This is a genomic window from Brachybacterium paraconglomeratum (assembly GCF_003994255.1).
In the GTDB taxonomy this organism is placed as follows: Bacteria; Actinomycetota; Actinomycetes; order Actinomycetales; family Dermabacteraceae; genus Brachybacterium; species Brachybacterium conglomeratum.
Genome location: NZ_ML133852.1, coordinates 97,982 through 112,754, shown reverse-complemented (window position 1 = coordinate 112,754; position 14,773 = coordinate 97,982). Strand labels below are relative to the sequence as shown.

Genomic DNA, 14,773 nt, shown 5'->3' with positions numbered 1-14,773 from the left:
TCGGGAATCGCTCCGCCGTTGGAGCGCCGGATCGCCGTCGATCCGTGCAGGAATTGAACCTCGCCCGACGCGAAAACCTCCATTGGTAGGCGTCACGGTCCTATAACGATCGTGACCTCGGTCACTGCTAGGTGCGGTCGTACGCGCACGCCCCTCTCCCGGAACAGGTCCTCAGAGGCGCGCCGACACCCGTGCCCGGGCGATGACCTGCCGCGCCGCGACGTCCGCGCCCGCGAGCAGCGGCGAGGGCACCCCCGGGGCCGCCCCGATCGCGGAGCCCGGCTGGGTGGACTGCGCGGGGATGCCGAGCACCACGACCGCCGGATCGACCTCCCCGTCGGCGGAGACCAGGTTGTGGCCGCCCTCGGCGTCCTCGGCGATCTCCGCGCCGGTCGCCTCCATCGAGTGGGTCTCCACCCCGTCCACGGTGTGGATCCGGGCGCGGCCCGAGTCCAGCAGGGCGCGCAGCAGCGGATCGTCCGTGTCCGGGACCTTCCCTTTGGACATCCGCGTCTCGAGCAGCACCTCGGAGGAGACCTCCCGGCCGGTCACGGCGGAGGAGGCGCGGAAGAGCCCCGCGTCCTCGTCGGCCTCGACCGCGGTGCCGGGTCCGAGCAGCTCGACCACCCCTGCCTCCAGCAGCGCCAGCACCAGGCGCACCCGCTCCGCCGGCGGGCCCGAGGCGAGGGCGAGCGAGTCGCCGTCGAACCATCCCAGCACGTCTCGGGCCAGCGAGACGCCCGTGAAGGCGCCGCGGGCGGTGAGGCGACCGACCTCACGCCGCAGCGCCCCCATCGCCCCGTTGACCGCGGCGCGGGGGTGGCGCCAGGGATCGGACATGGAGCCGAGCTCGTCGCGGATCAGACGGCGCACCAGGCGGGCCCAGCCGTCCGGGCCGACCTCCTCGCCGCGGGTGGGCCGATGCAGCTCCTCGAGGGCCCAGGTCCACTCCTCCTCACCGATCGAGGCCTCGAGCACCGCGTCGATCTCCTCGACGGTCGAAGCGGCCTCGAGTCCGGCGAGCCAGTCGCCGCCGACGGCCTGCGGGCGCAGCTCGCCCAGCGCCTCGAGGTAGACGCGGGCGAACTCGCGGCCGAGCACCGGCCACACCTCGTCGGCGAAGTCGATGCCGCCGCGGGCGGCGAGGGCCGTGAACCACTCCGGGCTCGCCCAGCGCGGCACGAAGGGGCGCACGGAGCGCCCACCTTCGGGCTTGGAGCGGTAGGGGACACCGCGCCGCGAGCCGACCAGCAGACGCGGCTCTCGGCCGCTGGGCAGATAGCGCAGACGGCCGTGCAAATCGCCCTCAACGGGCTCGAACTCGCCGCCCCACTCCTCGGCCAGCTGTCCGAGGACGTCGAAGAGGTTCGCGCCGAGCCCGCGCACCAGCACGTCCTGCCCCGCGGGGAGGCCCGTGAAGTCGCGCTCCGCCGGCATGCCGGGCTCGACGTAGCGCAGGCCGTGACGTGCGGCGAAGCCCGCCAGCTCCTCCACCTCGCGGCTCCGCCGCCCCTGCACCATCCCCTGGGCGAGGACGACGGCGGGCGCGCTCAGCCGGCGACCGTCCTCGAGCACGACGGTGCGCTCCGCGCCCATGCCCTCGAGGTCGACGGCGCGGCCGAGGACCTCGGTGAGCACGACGGCGCCCGTCTCCGCGGCGGCCTCGAGCTGGTCGCGGTAGTAGACGCCCTGCAGGCGCCGGGTGGGGAAGGTCGCGCCGGTCAGCGCCGACGCCTCCTCCACCACCCAATCCCCCGCCGGGTGCGCGCCCTCGGCCCGGACCCGCCGCGCCCAGTCCACGAGATCGGGCCCCGGGGCGGGCGGGCCGCTCATGCGGGTCGAGTCGTCGGGGTGGACGGTCGTCGCGTCGGCCTGGGTGTTGTTGAGGTACGCCGCCGGCTGGTCGAGGCGCCAGGTCGCGCCGGGACCGATCGCGAGGGCGTCGAGGAGCGCGACGCGCAGCGGCGCGGCTCCCTCGGCGCGGACGCGCGCGGCCAGACGCAGCACGGTGGCGACGCCCCGAGGGCCGCCGCCGACGATCACCGCGTCGAAGTGCTCCGGGCTCATCGGGGCACGACGGCGACGGCGTCGGCGCGGATCCCGCCGTGCTCGTCGAGCTCGACCAGGCGTGCGCCGGTGCGGGTGAATCCGGCCGCGTCGACCCGGGGGCGCACCTCGACCGCGCCCTCGCGCGCGTCGACCTCCACGTCGACCTCGTACACGCTGCGCAGCACAGGGACCCGGAGCGCCTCCGCGGGGCTGCCGTCGGCGACCAGACGGCCGCCGTGGAGCACGACGATCTGGTCGCAGTAGCGCGCGGCGTGGTTGAGGTCGTGGATCGCGATGAGCGCGCTGATTCCCTCCTCGCGGGTGATCTGACGGACCAGCTGGAGCGTCTCGATCTGGTAGCGGAGGTCGAGGGCGCTGGTGGGCTCGTCCAGGAGCAGCACGCGGGTGTCCTGGGCAAGGGCGCGGGCGATCAGGGCGCGCTGCGCCTGTCCGCCGGAGAGCTCGGACATGGAGCGCTCGGCGGGGTCGCCGAGGCCCATCCGGGCGATCGCGTCCTCGACCTTCGCGCGGTCCTCGGCGCGCGGGGCGATCCCGAAGTGCGGGGTGCGGCCGAGCATGACGGCCTCCCGCACGGTGAGGTCGAAGGGCGCGTCCCCGGCCTGAGGCACGTAGCCGACGACTCTCGCGAGCTCGCGGCGGCCGAGGGAGGAGGTCTCGCGCCCCTCGACGGTGACGGTGCCGGACTTCGCGCGGTGCACGCCCGCGATGGCCTTGACCAGGGTGGACTTGCCGGAGCCGTTCGGTCCGAGCAGCGCGCAGAACGCTCCGGGCGCGACCTCGAAGGTGACGTCCTCGAGGATCCTGCGCGGGCCGTAGGAGAAGGACAGGTGCTGGACGGAGAGGCTCACTTCAGGGTGTTCCTTCGCGTGAGGATGAGGTAGATGAACACGGGCCCGCCGATGAAGGCGACCACGATGCCGACGGGCACGACGGCGGGGGCGATGACGGTGCGCCCCACGGCGTCGGCGATCAGCAGCAGCAGGCCGCCCGAGAGGGCGGCGAAGGGCAGCAGGTGGCGGTGGTCGGCCCCGATCGCGAGGCGCGCGATGTGCGGGCCGACGAGTCCCACGAAGCCGATGATCCCGCAGAAGGAGACGACCACGGCGGCGAGGGTGACGGACAGGGCGATCAGTCCGATACGCACCGGTCCCACGTTCACGCCGAAGCTGCGGGCGGCGTCGTCGCCCGCGAAGGCGATCGCGTTGAGGTCCTTGGAGAACAGCAGCGTCACCGGCACCGCGATCACGGTGATCACGCCGACGATGATCACGTCGGACCAGGTCGCGTCGTTCACGGAGCCGAAGGTCCAGCGGATGATGGCCTGGAGCGTGTTCTCGTTGGCGGTGAACTGGAGCGCCGAGGTGAGCGCCTCGAAGATCTGGGTCATCGCGATGCCGAGCAGCAGCAGGGTCGCCACCGCCATGCGGCGGGCCGTGGCGATGCCGAGCACGATCGCGGAGACGGCCAGCGCCATCACCATCGCGCCGGCGATCGTGGCCCAGGCGGGCAGCTGGTTGGTGCCGGCCAGGGTGATCACCAGCGCCGCCCCGAAGGCCGCGGCGGGCGAGACGCCGAGGGTGAAGGGGCTGACCAGCGGGTTGCGCAGCAGTCCCTGCATGAGCACGCCGGAGACCGACAGCGCGGCGCCGGCGGCGAAGGCGAGCAGCACGCGCGGCAGGCGCAGCTGGGTGATCACCGCATAGGAGGAGGCGAAGTCGGCACTGATGGTGCCGCCGAAGATGCTCACCTGGAGCGAGCGGAGCACATCGTCGAAGCCCACACCGGCGGTGCCGATGGTGACCGCGGCGATCAGGGCGATCACGGAGACGACCGCGCCGGCGGCGAGGACGAGGGACTTGCGCAGCTCGCGGCCGCGGCTGGGATCGCTCGGCTCCGGGGACGGGGCGGGCGCGGGGGCGGGCTGCTTCTGGAGGGTCGCGGTCATGCCTGCGGCCCCTGCACGTAGTCGGCCGGAGCGGACAGCTCGGTGTCCTGGAACTCGCTCACCCAGCGCTCGAGGTACTCGTCGGGATCCACGCCCTCCATCTGCTCGGGGTGGAGCCAGGAGGCGAGGTAGACGGCACCGATCGACTTGCCCAGCGCGCTGGTGGCCCACCCGTTGGCGATCGCGACCCGCCCCTCGGCCACGGCGTTCAGGCCGCTCCAGCCGGGGCGGCCGTCGAGATCCTCGCGCAGCGCTGCGAAGCGGTCGACGGGCTCGGCGGAGGGCTCGAACTCGTGCATCACGAACTGCGGATCGCGCAGCACCACCTCGGAGGGGTCGACGGTCAGCTCCTCCTGGGCGTCTCCCCCGGAAGCGTCGTCGAAGATGTTGCGTCCCCCGGCGGCCTCGATCATGGCGTGGAAGCCGGAGCCGGGCAGGGTGGTGAGGTAGGGCTCGACCGTCTCGAAGTACACCGTGACGGGCTCGACCTCGGCCAGCCACTCTTGGAGCAGGGCGTCGATCTCGGCGCGGAGGTCGAGCACGCTCTGCGCGCCGTCCTCGACGCCGAAGACCTGCCCGAGCAGGGTGAGGGTCTCGTCGACCACCTCGGTGTCCCAGGCGGTGGCGATCACGACGGGGATGTCGAAGGCAGAGAGCTGCTCGAGCGCCTCCTGCCACACGGCGTTGCGCGGCAGGATCACGACGTCCGGGGCGAGCTCGGCGATGGCCTCGTAGTTCAGCTGGTCCAGCCCCTCGGCGATCACCTGCTCCTCGCTCAGCTCGAGGTAGGGCAGGCGGTCCAGGGAGGCGCGGTCCACGCCGATGACGCGGTCGCCGGCGCCGATCGCGCGCACGAACTCGTTGGAGTAGCTGTTGACGACCACGGCGGTCTGCGCGGGCCCGGGCAGGGTCACCTCGCGGCCCTGGTCGTCGGTGAGGGTGAGCTCCTCGGTGCCGGCCGCCTCGCCCTCGACGGTCACCTCGCCGCACGCGGCGAGGCCCAGGACGGGAAGGGCGGCCAGCGCGGTGCCGAGCAGGGTGCGCCGGGTGGGGCGAGGGCGGGAACTGGCGTGGGTCATGGTTCCTCGTTCGGGTCGGTCAGGCGGCGTCGGGCAGCGACGGGTCGCCGAGGCTGAGCATCAGGCGGTTGGCCCAGGCGAAGAAGGCCGAGGCGGTGAGCAGGTCGGTGATCTCGTGGTCATCGAGGCCCTGGGCGCGCAGAGCCTCGAGATGCGCCGCGCCGAGGGCGGGGCGGGGACGCGAGAGCTCGGCGGCGGCGGTGACGATCGCGCTCCAGCGCTCGTCCTGGCCCTCGGCCAGGGGTGCGAGGTCGGCGGAGATCCAGTCCGCGTTGCGCTCCAGCTGTGCGGCCAGCAGCGCATCGACCTCCTCCTCGCGCTTGGAGAAGCCCGCGGCCTTGCGCGCGTGCACGGAGGCGCAGTAGATGCAGTCGTTGACCTTGCTGGTCACGGCGGCGGCGAGCTCGCGCTCGGCCTTCGGCATGCCGTCGCGGGGCAGGAAGATGGCGTTGTCGAGCTCGCTGCGGGCGCGGGTGACGCCGGGGGTCAGCGAGAGCATCCGGAAGTAGACGCTGTTGGTGCTGGCCTTGGAGGCGAAGGAGGCGCGCTGCTCCTCGGTGAGCTCGTCCTCGGAGGGGACGGGGATCCACGGCTCCCACTGGAGCTGGTCACGGGTGAACGCCGCAGGGCGGGTGCGTCCGGTGGGAGTGGCGCCGCCGTGCGCGGCGACACGGCCACGAGAGCGCGGGGTGCGGGTCGGGGCGTCGGCGGATGGCAGGTCGAGTCCGTGCAGGGCGGCGAGGCCGGCGACCAGCCGCTGGAGGTAGCTCTCGAAGGCGACCAGCTGGCTGATCAGCACCACGGTGCGGGAATCGTGGCCGACGGCCGTGAGCTGCTGCTGGTCGGCGAGAGTGGCGAGTGCCGGAGAGATCGAGAGCAGATCCACCTGATCGCGCAGCGCGGCGAGCGCGGGATCGCTGGAGAGCGGATCGGCGGCGGTCAGCTCCGGGGAGGCGCCCTGCGCCCGGTGCCAGTCCGCGAGCACGCCGCTGCCCTGCCAGTCCGCGGTCACTGCGGCCAGCGCGTGCAGCACACGAGCGGGGAGCGCCTGCGGTGCGCGGTAGAGCGCGTCATAGGCGCTGCGGGTCTGAGCGAGGACCTCCGGGCGCACGGTCGCGAGCGCCCCGCTCGCCTCGGGGGCTCCGGTGAGGACCGCGTCGAGGATCTGGTGGGCGTCGAAGGACTGCTGCACATCGGACATGCGCTCCTCTTATGCGCTACCCAAGCATTCCTAAGGGTTAGAGTCGTGTGGAAGCAGTCACGCCTCCTCGAATGCTGAGGTCGCGCGGTATCCTCGCCATGAGCTCGTGCGCCATGTGCACGGCGATCAAGGAGGACCATGGCGCCCACGATGAAGGAGGTCGCGGCTCGAGCAGGCGTGTCGACGAAGACCGTCTCCCGCGTCGTGAACCACCATCCGAGCATCAGCGATGCGGTCCGCGAACGGGTTCGCCGGGCGATCGAGGAGCTCGGCTGGACGCCCAATGCGCATGCGCGCTCCCTCCGCACCGGCCGCACCGGGCTGATCGGCCTGTCCCTGGTGGATCTCAAGGCACCGATCACGGCGCGCCTGGCCCAGGCATTGGTCATCGAGGCCGAGCGGGAGGGACTGCGCGTCTCGATCAAGCCCTCACGCGGGCGGGCCGAGCGCATCGCGCAGACGTTCGCCTCCCGGGGTGCCCTCTTCGACGCGGTGGTCCACATCGGTCCGCTGCCCCGAGGCTGCGAGCCCCCGGCGTTCACCCCGGAGCGTCCGGTCGTCGGCCTGTGCCCGACGTCGGGTCCTGAGGGTCCCGCTGTGCTGGATTCGATCGACAGCGATGATGCGGGCGCAGCATCAGCCCTCACCCGGCACCTGCAGCGGATCCACCATCATGACGTGGTGCTGCTGGGCCGCGAGGCGGAGCTGCCCGACGCCTTCCTCGGCGAGCTCATCCACTCCTTCCCCGACGCGCCCGTGCTCCGCCCCGGATCTCGCTCCACCCACGCCGCCGATCGAGCGGCAGGTCGCACGCTGGCAGCGCTCGCCCTCGAGCGGCATCCCTGGGCCCGGGCACTGGTCTGCGCCGATGACGAGCTCGCGATCGGCGCGCTGTCGCTGCTGCATGACAGGCAGCTCGAGGTCCCGGCCCAGGTCGCTCTGACCGGCTATGGCAACATCGACGACGGGCGGTTCTCCACCCCCTCGCTGACCACGGTCGACCTCGACCTGCCCGAGATCGCCCGACGCGCCATCGAACTGATCTCCCGGCGCACCGCCGGGGATCGCAGCGCGCCGCAGCGCGTCGTGGTGCCGACCACCCTGATCCGTGCGGAGTCCACGCTCGGGGCCAGCCACGTCGAGCACTGGGGGACGAGATGACGCAGGTGACCCTCGCCGACGTCGCCGCGGCTGCGGGGGTCTCCACAGCGACCGTCTCCTATGTGCTGCGCGCACCGGAGCGCACCGACGGGACGATCCGGGTCTCCGCGAGGACCCGGGAGACGGTGCATCGCGTGGCGCGCGAGCTGGGCTATGTGCCCTCGGCCGCGGGGCGCGGACTGGCTCTGGGCACGGCCGAGCGCATCGCGATCATGGTGCCCAATCTGGTCCAGCCGTACTTCGCGAGGATGGCCGAGGCACTGATCCTCGCGCTCGAGGAGCGCGGCCTGAGCACCACTCTGCGACTCGCCCACGATGCCGCGGCGGAGCGGGATGCAGTGCTGGGCCGCACCACGCAGGATGTCGCCGGCGTGATCATCTGCCCGCATTCCCTCTCCGCGGAGCTCCTCGCAGGCGCAGCCCCGGCGCTGCCGACGGTCCAGGTGGGAGGTGCGCCCACCCCGGAGATCGATGCTGTGGTGATGGCAGAGCAGGAAGGGCTCCTCACGGCGACCCGGCATCTGCTCGACCGCGGCCGGCGGCGGATCGCCTACGTGGCCGATCCCTGGCTGCCCTCCCACGAAGGGCCCCGCTATCTCGGATATTTCGAGGCCCACACCGAACGAGGTCTCGAGGTCGACGATGCCCTGGCCATCCAGGGCACGGACTGGGACCGCCACGAGACCGGCCTGGAGGCGATGGTCGGCCTGCTGCGCTCCGGCGCTCCGTTCGATGCGGTCACGTGCATCAATGACGCGGCCGCCGTCGGCGCGATGCGCGCCGCCTCGCTCGCCGGCCTCCGGATCCCGCGGGACGTCGCCTTCATCGGCTTCGACAACACGGAGGAAGCGGCCTTCACCACCCCTCCTCTGACCTCAGTGGACCCGGGCGTGCCGGAGATGGCGCAGCGGGCGGTCGCGATGCTGATCGCACGGCTGGAGGGCGAGAGCGGCCCGGCCCGGCGCGAGAGTGCACCTCTGGAGCTGATCGTCCGCGCCTCCACCGGCGACTGAGCCCGCGCCCGGGGCCTGCGCCCCCAGGCCGAAACGATGTCATTTTCAACGTTGCGTCCCCTATTGACATCGCTTAATCGCGCGTTCAAGATGGCCTGCATCACATCTCGATGAGGAGTCCTCCGTTGCCTGCCCTTCCCCCGCGCTCCGCCCGCCGCCCGGCACCCGCCCTCCCCCGTGCCGAGCGCCACGAGGGACTCCGCCCGCTGGATCTCTCCGAGGTGGTGCTGCACCCGCGAGGCAGTCTCGGCGCCTGGCAGGAGCTGAACGCCTCCGCCACCATCCCCCACTGCATCGAACAGCTCGAGAGCTCCGGGGTGATCGACAACTTCCGGCGGCCGGTCGGGGAATCCGGCGCGAAGCACCGCGGCTTCGTCTTCGCCGACTCGGACCTCTACAAGGTCATCGAAGCCGTCGCCTGGGAGATCGGGCGCTCCGGCACCACCGTGCACAACGCCTGGCTCGACGAGATGATCGCGCTGATCGCCCGGACCCAGGAGCCCAGCGGCTACCTGCAGACCTGGATCCAGGGCGTGCAGCCGGAGAAGAAGTTCTCGGAGCTGCACTGGACGCACGAGCTGTATGTGCTCGGCCATTGGCTGCAAGCGGGTATCGCGCTGGCCCGCACCACCGAGCACACCGACCTGCTCGACCTCGCGGTGCGCTTCGTGGACCTGGTGGAGCGCCGTTTCGGGCCCGGCCGCGAGGACGGCATCCCGGGTCACCCCGAGATCGAGACCGCCCTGGTGGAGCTGTACCGCCACACCGGTGAGCAGCGACATCTGGAACTCGCCCAGCACCTGGTGGATCAGCGCGGCCGCGACATCCTCCCCGGCGGAGGCTTCGGCTCCCACTACTTCCAGGACCATCTGCCGGTGCGCGAGGCCGTGGACCCCACCGGCCACGCGGTGCGCCAGCTGTACCTGAACGCGGGGGTGAGCGATCTCTTCCTCGAGACCGGCGAGACCGCACTGGGTGAGGTCATGGAGGAGCAGTGGGATCGGGTCCACACCCGCAAGATGTACCTCTCGGGGGCCTTCGGGTCGCGTCATCGCGATGAGTCCTTCGGCAATGACCACGAGCTGCCGTCGGACCGTGCGTACGCGGAGACCTGCGCGACCATCGCGGATCTCCACTGGACCTGGCGGATGATGCTCTCCGGTGACGATCCCCGCCACGGAGACGTCATCGAGCGGGAGATCCACAACGCGCTGGCCGCTTCGCTCGACGCCACCGGCACCCGCTTCTTCTACTCGAATCCGCTGCAGCGCAGACCGGACAGGTTCGACGAGGAGAACGCACCGGCCGAGCGACGCCCGTGGTACTCCTGCGCCTGCTGCCCGCCGAACATCGCCCGCACGATCGCCCAGCTCGGCGCCTATGTCGCCGCGTGGCGCTCAGGGGACGCGGGGCCGAGCCTCGAGCTGCTCCAGCTCACCGACATGTCCATCACCCTCCTTGCCGAGTTCGGCACCGGCACCCTCCACGTGGAGACCGACTACCCCGTCTCCGGCGTCCTCGCCCTGCGCCTGTCGCCACTGACTGCTTCCGCCGGTGCGCGCCTCGGGGTGCGGATCCCGGGCTGGGTGCGCAGCGGCTCGGTCCGATCGGCCGACGGGGTCGAGCGGCCCCTGCGCGACGAGGAGCTCTCGGCCCAGCGGCTCGAGCTCGCCCTCGAGGACGTCGACGGCACGACGCTCACCCTGGACATGCCCCCGCGCTGGACGCTCTCGCACCCCCGCGTGGATGCCACCCGTGGCTGCGTGGCCCTCGAGCGAGGACCGATCGTCCACTGCCTCGAGCAGGTCGATCTGCCGAGCGGGGTCGAGGTCGATGACCTGGTCGTCCCCGCCGAGGCGACGGCAAGCGCGAGGGATGACGGCAGCCTCGAGATCTCGCTGCTGCACCGGCCCGACGGCGGGGAGCTCTACCGCTCCGCCGACGGCGAGCACCCGCCCCGCCCAGGCGAGGAACGGATCACCGTCGCCACGACGCCCTTCTCCCGCTGGGGCAATCGCGGGTCCGGCGCCATGCGCATCTGGCTTCCGCGCGAGCACTGACCCCCTCCCGATCCACCCACCCCGGCCTCTCAGGGCGCACCCTCGTGCTCGCCGCCACCATCTGGGTGGCTCAGACCGTCCCCGGACTGGTGCCGGTGTTCGGCATCGTCCTGCCGGCGTGGGCGGTGACTACGTTGATGTGGCGGTCCGGAGCGATGCCGATCAGTTCTTCGCAGCGAACAGGAACTTGTAGCTGAGACCCGCGATGGCGGCACCGACCAGGGGTGCCAGGACGAACAGCCACACCTGGCCCAGCGCCGCCGGGTTGAAAACGGCCACCGCGATCGAGCGGGCCGGGTTCACGGAGGTGTTGGTGACCGGGATCGCGACCAGGTGGATGAGCGTCAGGGACAGGCCGATGGCGAGCGGGGCGAAGCCCACCGGGGCCCGGCCGTCGGTCGCGCCCAGGATCACCCAGAGGAACACCGCGGTGAGGATGACCTCGATCAGCAGTGCAGAGAGCAGGCTGTATCCGCCGGGAGAGAGCTCGCCGTAGCCGTTGGTGGCGAAGGAGCCGGCGGCACTGGGATCGATCGCGAAGTCGGCCTGGCCGCTGGCGATCACGAACAGCGCCACGGCCGCGAGGAGCCCGCCCACGATCTGGGTGCCGATGTAGGGGAGCACGAAGCGGGACTCGAGCCGTCCCGAGAGGAACACCCCGAAGGTCACGGCCGGGTTGAAGTGGCCACCCGAGATGTACCCCACGGCGTAGGCGCCGGTGACCACGGTCAGACCGAACGCGAGGGCCACACCGAGAAAGCCGATGCCGAGGTGGGTGCCCTCGGCGTTCAGGAAGCCGGCCGCGAAGATCGCAGCGCCGCAACCTCCGAAGACGAGCCAGAAGGTGCCGACGAATTCGGCGGCCAGGCGGGAGAGGAGGGTGGGGGACGCGGGGGCGTCGGACATGTCGGACTCCGAGGTGTCAGTGAGGGATGGCTACGGCAGGGTGGGGCAGGGTGGGGATCACCGCTCCATACCTTACCTTGCCATGCCGATGAGCCAGAGTCACTGACATCCGAAGCCCGATCAGCCCTCGAGCCAGCACGGCTCCACCAGGGTGATCCGTGGCCCGGCACCCTCGATCTGGAGCAGGCGCACCAGCTCGCCGACGGCAAGCTCGCTGATCTCCACCCGGCGGGGATCGATCTGTGGGACCGCAGCCAGCAGCGGGCTGATGTCTGCCAGGTCCTCGCCGCTGAGCCCGATGAGCAGCCGGGTCTCGTCCACCAGCGCGCCGGTGGCGGCCATCGCGAAGAGCACCTGACGCACCCCGGTGATGCCGAACAGGGCGGTGCGCTGGTTGGGGAGGATGATTCGCAGCGCCCGTTCCGGCACATCAGCGAGCGCTCCGACGTCGAGCACCACGTCCAGCTCCACCTCCTCGGCGGCAGCCTCGATCCCGGTGAGGAAGCGGGAGACGTCATTGCGGGAGCGCCTGCGGCCCGGTGCGCCGAACAGCAGCAGCCGATCACAGCCCTCCTCGACGGCCCGTTCCACGACCATGTGACCGAGCATCTCGAAGTCCAGGTCCACGACGGATCCCTGGGGGAACTCCTCGGGCTTGCCGATCGTCACGAAGGGAAGCCCGGACTCGATCACGGGGGCGACACGTTCGTCGTACCGGTCCAGCTCCATCAGGATCAGGCCCTCGCACACCCCGGTGCGGACCACGCGGCGGATACCTGCCGCGCCTTCCTGTGCGGTGACCAGCAGGATGTCGTAACCGTGCAGGCGGGCCTCGCGGGCGATCGCACCGATGAAGACCATTAGCACGCCGTCATCGGCCCCGGTCTCGGGGACCATCAGGCCGATCACGCCGCTGCGCCGGGAGCGCAGGGTGCGGGCGCCGGAGTTGGGGTGATATCCGAGCTTGGCGATCGCTTCCTCGACCCGGGCGCGGGTCTCCTCGGAGATCGGCCGGGAGCCGGTGAGCACGTAGCTCACGGTGGATTGGGAGACCCCGGCCAGCCGAGCGACGTCCTGGCTCGTCGGCGTCTTCTTCCTCGCCGCCATCTTCCTCACCACCATGCCAGGTTCCCCTCCCCGGCTGCGCTCACCCGATGCTCAGCCCCGAGGTTCCAGTGTTCCACGAGTGCAGTGCCGAGCTGCGTCCGTCGGCGGAATCCAGGATCCGGGCTGCGGCGAGCGCCTCCTCGAGCAGGTCCGCGAGCTGCACCCGCACGCCGGTGTCGGCGGCGCGCACGGCCGCCTCGACGATCGCCTGGGTCCACACGTTCGCATGCACCTCGGAGTCCGGCACCGGGCCGCCCCGCAGCGCGGCGCAGAACCGCTCGAGAGAGTCCGCCAGCTCCCAGCGGGCGTCCGGGTCCGGTGCCCGGCCGAGGCGAGCCTCTGTCGCCTCTGCCGCAGCCGCGTGGGAGGTCGGCGCCGTCTCGCCGTCCCAGAGCACGCTCCCGTGCTCGCCGCTGATCCGCCAGTCGCCGTTCCAGCTGGTCTCGGCGCCCGGTGCGGCCCAGGAGCCGGCGAAGGTATGCACCACGCCGCTGTCGTAGGTGATGGTGACCGTCGCGGCGGTGTCTCCGGCGTACCAGCTCCAGGAGGGGTTGTACGAGGTGGCGGTGACGTCCAGCGGATTGCCGTCGATCAGCACCCGCCCGGCGTCGAAGGCGTGGATGGCCATGTCCACGATCAAGGGATGCTCCATCTCGTCCCTGAAGCCACCGAAGCGGGGCGCCTTGTAGAAGCGGGTGTCCACGATGCCCGCGCCGCCGAGCTCATCGGCCAGTCGCCGTGCCTCGTGCAGGTGGGGGTTGTTGCGCCGCGACTGGGAGACCATGAACAGCTTCCCGGTGGCCTCCGCGTGCCCGGCCAGGGAGACTGCCTCGGCAAGCGTCGCTGCGCAGGGCTTCTCCCCCAGCACCGGATATCCGGCGTGCAGGGCATCGGCGGTGACGGCGTGGTGGGCGGCGGGGATCGTGACGTCGATGACCGCCTCCGCCCCGGAGCGCCGCGCAACGTCGAGGGCATCGGTCCCGGTGACGATCGCTGCCCGCTGCTCCTCGGGCACCACCTCGGCGACCGCGCGTTCCGCGGCGCCCTCGAGCACGTCGGCCACGCCGACCAGCCGGGCGGCGTCGCTGCGCAGCACGGTGCCGATCCAGGCCCGTCCCATGCCACCGGCTCCGATCACGACGACCGGGACGAGGGCCGGTGCTGCTGCGGGGGCGGCGTCCGTCATGCTCATTCGCCCTTCCCCGCGGCGGCTGCGTCTCCCACGCCCTGGCCGACGGCGCCGGTGGAGAACCACTCGGTCTCGTATCGGTCCAGGAAGGGCACCTCACGGTCGGCGACGGCGGGCCGGGCCCACCGCACGCTGTTAGCGATGACGCGCCGGACGTCCTTGTGCTGGTAGACGGGGTAGTCCTGATCGCCGGGGCTGAAGTAGAAGATCTTGCCCTTGCCGCGCCGGAAGGTGCAGCCGGAGCGGAACACCTCTCCCCCGCTGAAGGAGGAGACGAAGACCAGCTCGTCGGGCACCGGGATGTCGAAGTGCTCCCCGTACATCTCCTGCTCGGGGATGACGATCGGGTGCGGAACGCCCTCGGCGATCGGGTGCGAGGGGTTCACGGTCCAGACCAGCTCGCGGTCGGCCTCGTTGCGCCAGCGCAGCGTGCAGGTGGTGCCCATCAGGCGCGTGAAGGGCTTGGACCAGTGCCCGGAGTGCAGGACCACCAGGCCCATGCCCGCGAGCACGTGCTTCTGGACCCGCTCGGCGACCTCGTCGGAGACCTCGTGGTGGGCCATGTGGCCCCACCAGGTGAGGACGTCGGTCTGGGCGAGGACCTCTTCGCTGAGCCCGTGCTCGGGATCGTCCAGGAGGGCGAAACGGGTGGTCACCTCGTCGCCGAGGTTCTCCACGATCCCATCGCGGATCGCGGAGTGCATCCCCTCGGGGTAGAGCTCACGCACGCGCGGGTCGCGCTGCTCGTGGCGGTTCTCGCCCCAGACGGTGACGCGCAGGGGGCTGGTGTTCATGGGCATGGGTGTCCTTGGGTGGGGTGAGGGGAGTCATGGGTCATCCCGTGACAGCTCCGACGGTGAGGTCTGACATCGTCGTCTCATGTCTGAGAAGATTCATCGATTCGAATCAACTATGAGCGGAACGTCGGGTGCCCGAAATCATGTCCGACGTTCGTAGGCCACGCAAGCCCCGTGGCGCATCACCGCCGGCAGCTCTCCATGAACGACTTGTCGATTCGTATCGCGCCCGATTCGCGCCCGAA

At 71.4% G+C, this 14,773-nt stretch carries 12 protein-coding genes; 3 read left to right on the top strand and 9 right to left on the bottom strand.

What is annotated here, in order from left to right:
- Positions 1-171: 171 nt before the first annotated feature.
- From DS079_RS04635 to DS079_RS04615, 5 genes are read right to left on the bottom strand one after another with little or no spacing between them, the layout of a single operon-like run.
- Positions 172-2,067, bottom strand: a complete 1,896-nt coding sequence (locus tag DS079_RS04635) for an FAD/NAD(P)-binding protein (protein ID WP_126985286.1) — start codon at positions 2,065-2,067, stop codon at positions 172-174.
- The gene (locus DS079_RS04630) at positions 2,064-2,918 is read right to left on the bottom strand and encodes an ABC transporter ATP-binding protein (RefSeq protein WP_126985284.1); all 855 of its coding nucleotides are present in this window, start codon (positions 2,916-2,918) and stop codon (positions 2,064-2,066) included. Before DS079_RS04630 ends, DS079_RS04635 begins: the two co-directional genes overlap by 4 nt.
- On the bottom strand, positions 2,915-4,015 hold the full coding sequence (locus tag DS079_RS04625; RefSeq protein ID WP_126985282.1) for a FecCD family ABC transporter permease: 1,101 nt from the start codon (positions 4,013-4,015) through the stop codon (positions 2,915-2,917). The genes DS079_RS04630 and DS079_RS04625 overlap by 4 nt, the downstream gene beginning before the upstream one ends.
- Entirely contained in the window at positions 4,012-5,094 is a 1,083-nt protein-coding gene (locus DS079_RS04620) for an ABC transporter substrate-binding protein (RefSeq protein ID WP_126985280.1), read from the bottom strand. Before DS079_RS04620 ends, DS079_RS04625 begins: the two co-directional genes overlap by 4 nt.
- A 19-nt stretch (positions 5,095-5,113) precedes the next feature.
- A complete protein-coding gene (locus tag DS079_RS04615; RefSeq protein WP_126985278.1) occupies positions 5,114-6,295 on the bottom strand; it encodes a peroxidase-related enzyme in 1,182 nt (393 codons plus the stop codon).
- Between the two features lie 138 nt (positions 6,296-6,433).
- Between DS079_RS04615 and DS079_RS04610 the strand changes: the two genes are divergently transcribed.
- The 3 genes from DS079_RS04610 (at position 6,434) to DS079_RS04600 (ending at position 10,529) form a co-directional block, all read left to right on the top strand.
- A complete protein-coding gene (locus DS079_RS04610; RefSeq protein WP_126985276.1) occupies positions 6,434-7,456 on the top strand; it encodes a LacI family DNA-binding transcriptional regulator in 1,023 nt (340 codons plus the stop codon).
- On the top strand, positions 7,453-8,469 hold the full coding sequence (locus tag DS079_RS04605; RefSeq protein ID WP_126985274.1) for a LacI family DNA-binding transcriptional regulator: 1,017 nt from the start codon (positions 7,453-7,455) through the stop codon (positions 8,467-8,469). Before DS079_RS04610 ends, DS079_RS04605 begins: the two co-directional genes overlap by 4 nt.
- A 125-nt stretch (positions 8,470-8,594) precedes the next feature.
- Positions 8,595-10,529, top strand: coding sequence for a glycoside hydrolase family 127 protein (locus DS079_RS04600; RefSeq protein WP_241237547.1), 1,935 nt, complete (start codon positions 8,595-8,597; stop codon positions 10,527-10,529).
- Positions 10,530-10,691: 162 nt separating this feature from the next.
- Here DS079_RS04600 and aqpZ read toward each other — a convergent pair whose 3' ends face one another.
- From aqpZ to DS079_RS04580, 4 genes are all read right to left on the bottom strand, one after another.
- Entirely contained in the window at positions 10,692-11,435 is a 744-nt protein-coding gene (gene aqpZ, locus DS079_RS04595) for an aquaporin Z (protein WP_126985270.1), read from the bottom strand.
- A gap of 120 nt (positions 11,436-11,555) precedes the next feature.
- A complete protein-coding gene (locus DS079_RS04590) occupies positions 11,556-12,557 on the bottom strand; it encodes a LacI family DNA-binding transcriptional regulator (RefSeq protein ID WP_164736107.1) in 1,002 nt (333 codons plus the stop codon).
- A gap of 25 nt (positions 12,558-12,582) precedes the next feature.
- Entirely contained in the window at positions 12,583-13,734 is a 1,152-nt protein-coding gene (locus DS079_RS04585; RefSeq protein WP_126985268.1) for a Gfo/Idh/MocA family protein, read from the bottom strand.
- Positions 13,731-14,531 carry a ThuA domain-containing protein gene (locus DS079_RS04580; RefSeq protein ID WP_126985266.1) on the bottom strand — a complete coding sequence of 267 codons (801 nt, stop codon included), beginning with the start codon at positions 14,529-14,531 and terminating at the stop codon, positions 13,731-13,733. Before DS079_RS04580 ends, DS079_RS04585 begins: the two co-directional genes overlap by 4 nt.
- Positions 14,532-14,773: the final 242 nt, after the last annotated feature.

Bases quoted from the DNA above. Each gene is read 5' to 3' on its own strand.
- DS079_RS04620 (WP_126985280.1), bottom strand. From the start codon at position 5,094: ATGACCCACGCCAGTTCCCGCCCTCGCCCCACCCGGCGCACCCTGCTC.
- DS079_RS04585 (WP_126985268.1), bottom strand. From the start codon at position 13,734: ATGAGCATGACGGACGCCGCCCCCGCAGCAGCACCGGCCCTCGTCCCG.
- DS079_RS04635 (WP_126985286.1), bottom strand. From the start codon at position 2,067: ATGAGCCCGGAGCACTTCGACGCGGTGATCGTCGGCGGCGGCCCTCGG.
- DS079_RS04590 (WP_164736107.1), bottom strand. From the start codon at position 12,557: ATGGTGGTGAGGAAGATGGCGGCGAGGAAGAAGACGCCGACGAGCCAG.
- DS079_RS04605 (WP_126985274.1), top strand. From the start codon at position 7,453: ATGACGCAGGTGACCCTCGCCGACGTCGCCGCGGCTGCGGGGGTCTCC.
- aqpZ (WP_126985270.1), bottom strand. From the start codon at position 11,435: ATGTCCGACGCCCCCGCGTCCCCCACCCTCCTCTCCCGCCTGGCCGCC.
- DS079_RS04610 (WP_126985276.1), top strand. From the start codon at position 6,434: ATGGCGCCCACGATGAAGGAGGTCGCGGCTCGAGCAGGCGTGTCGACG.
- DS079_RS04615 (WP_126985278.1), bottom strand. From the start codon at position 6,295: ATGTCCGATGTGCAGCAGTCCTTCGACGCCCACCAGATCCTCGACGCG.
- DS079_RS04625 (WP_126985282.1), bottom strand. From the start codon at position 4,015: ATGACCGCGACCCTCCAGAAGCAGCCCGCCCCCGCGCCCGCCCCGTCC.
- DS079_RS04580 (WP_126985266.1), bottom strand. From the start codon at position 14,531: ATGCCCATGAACACCAGCCCCCTGCGCGTCACCGTCTGGGGCGAGAAC.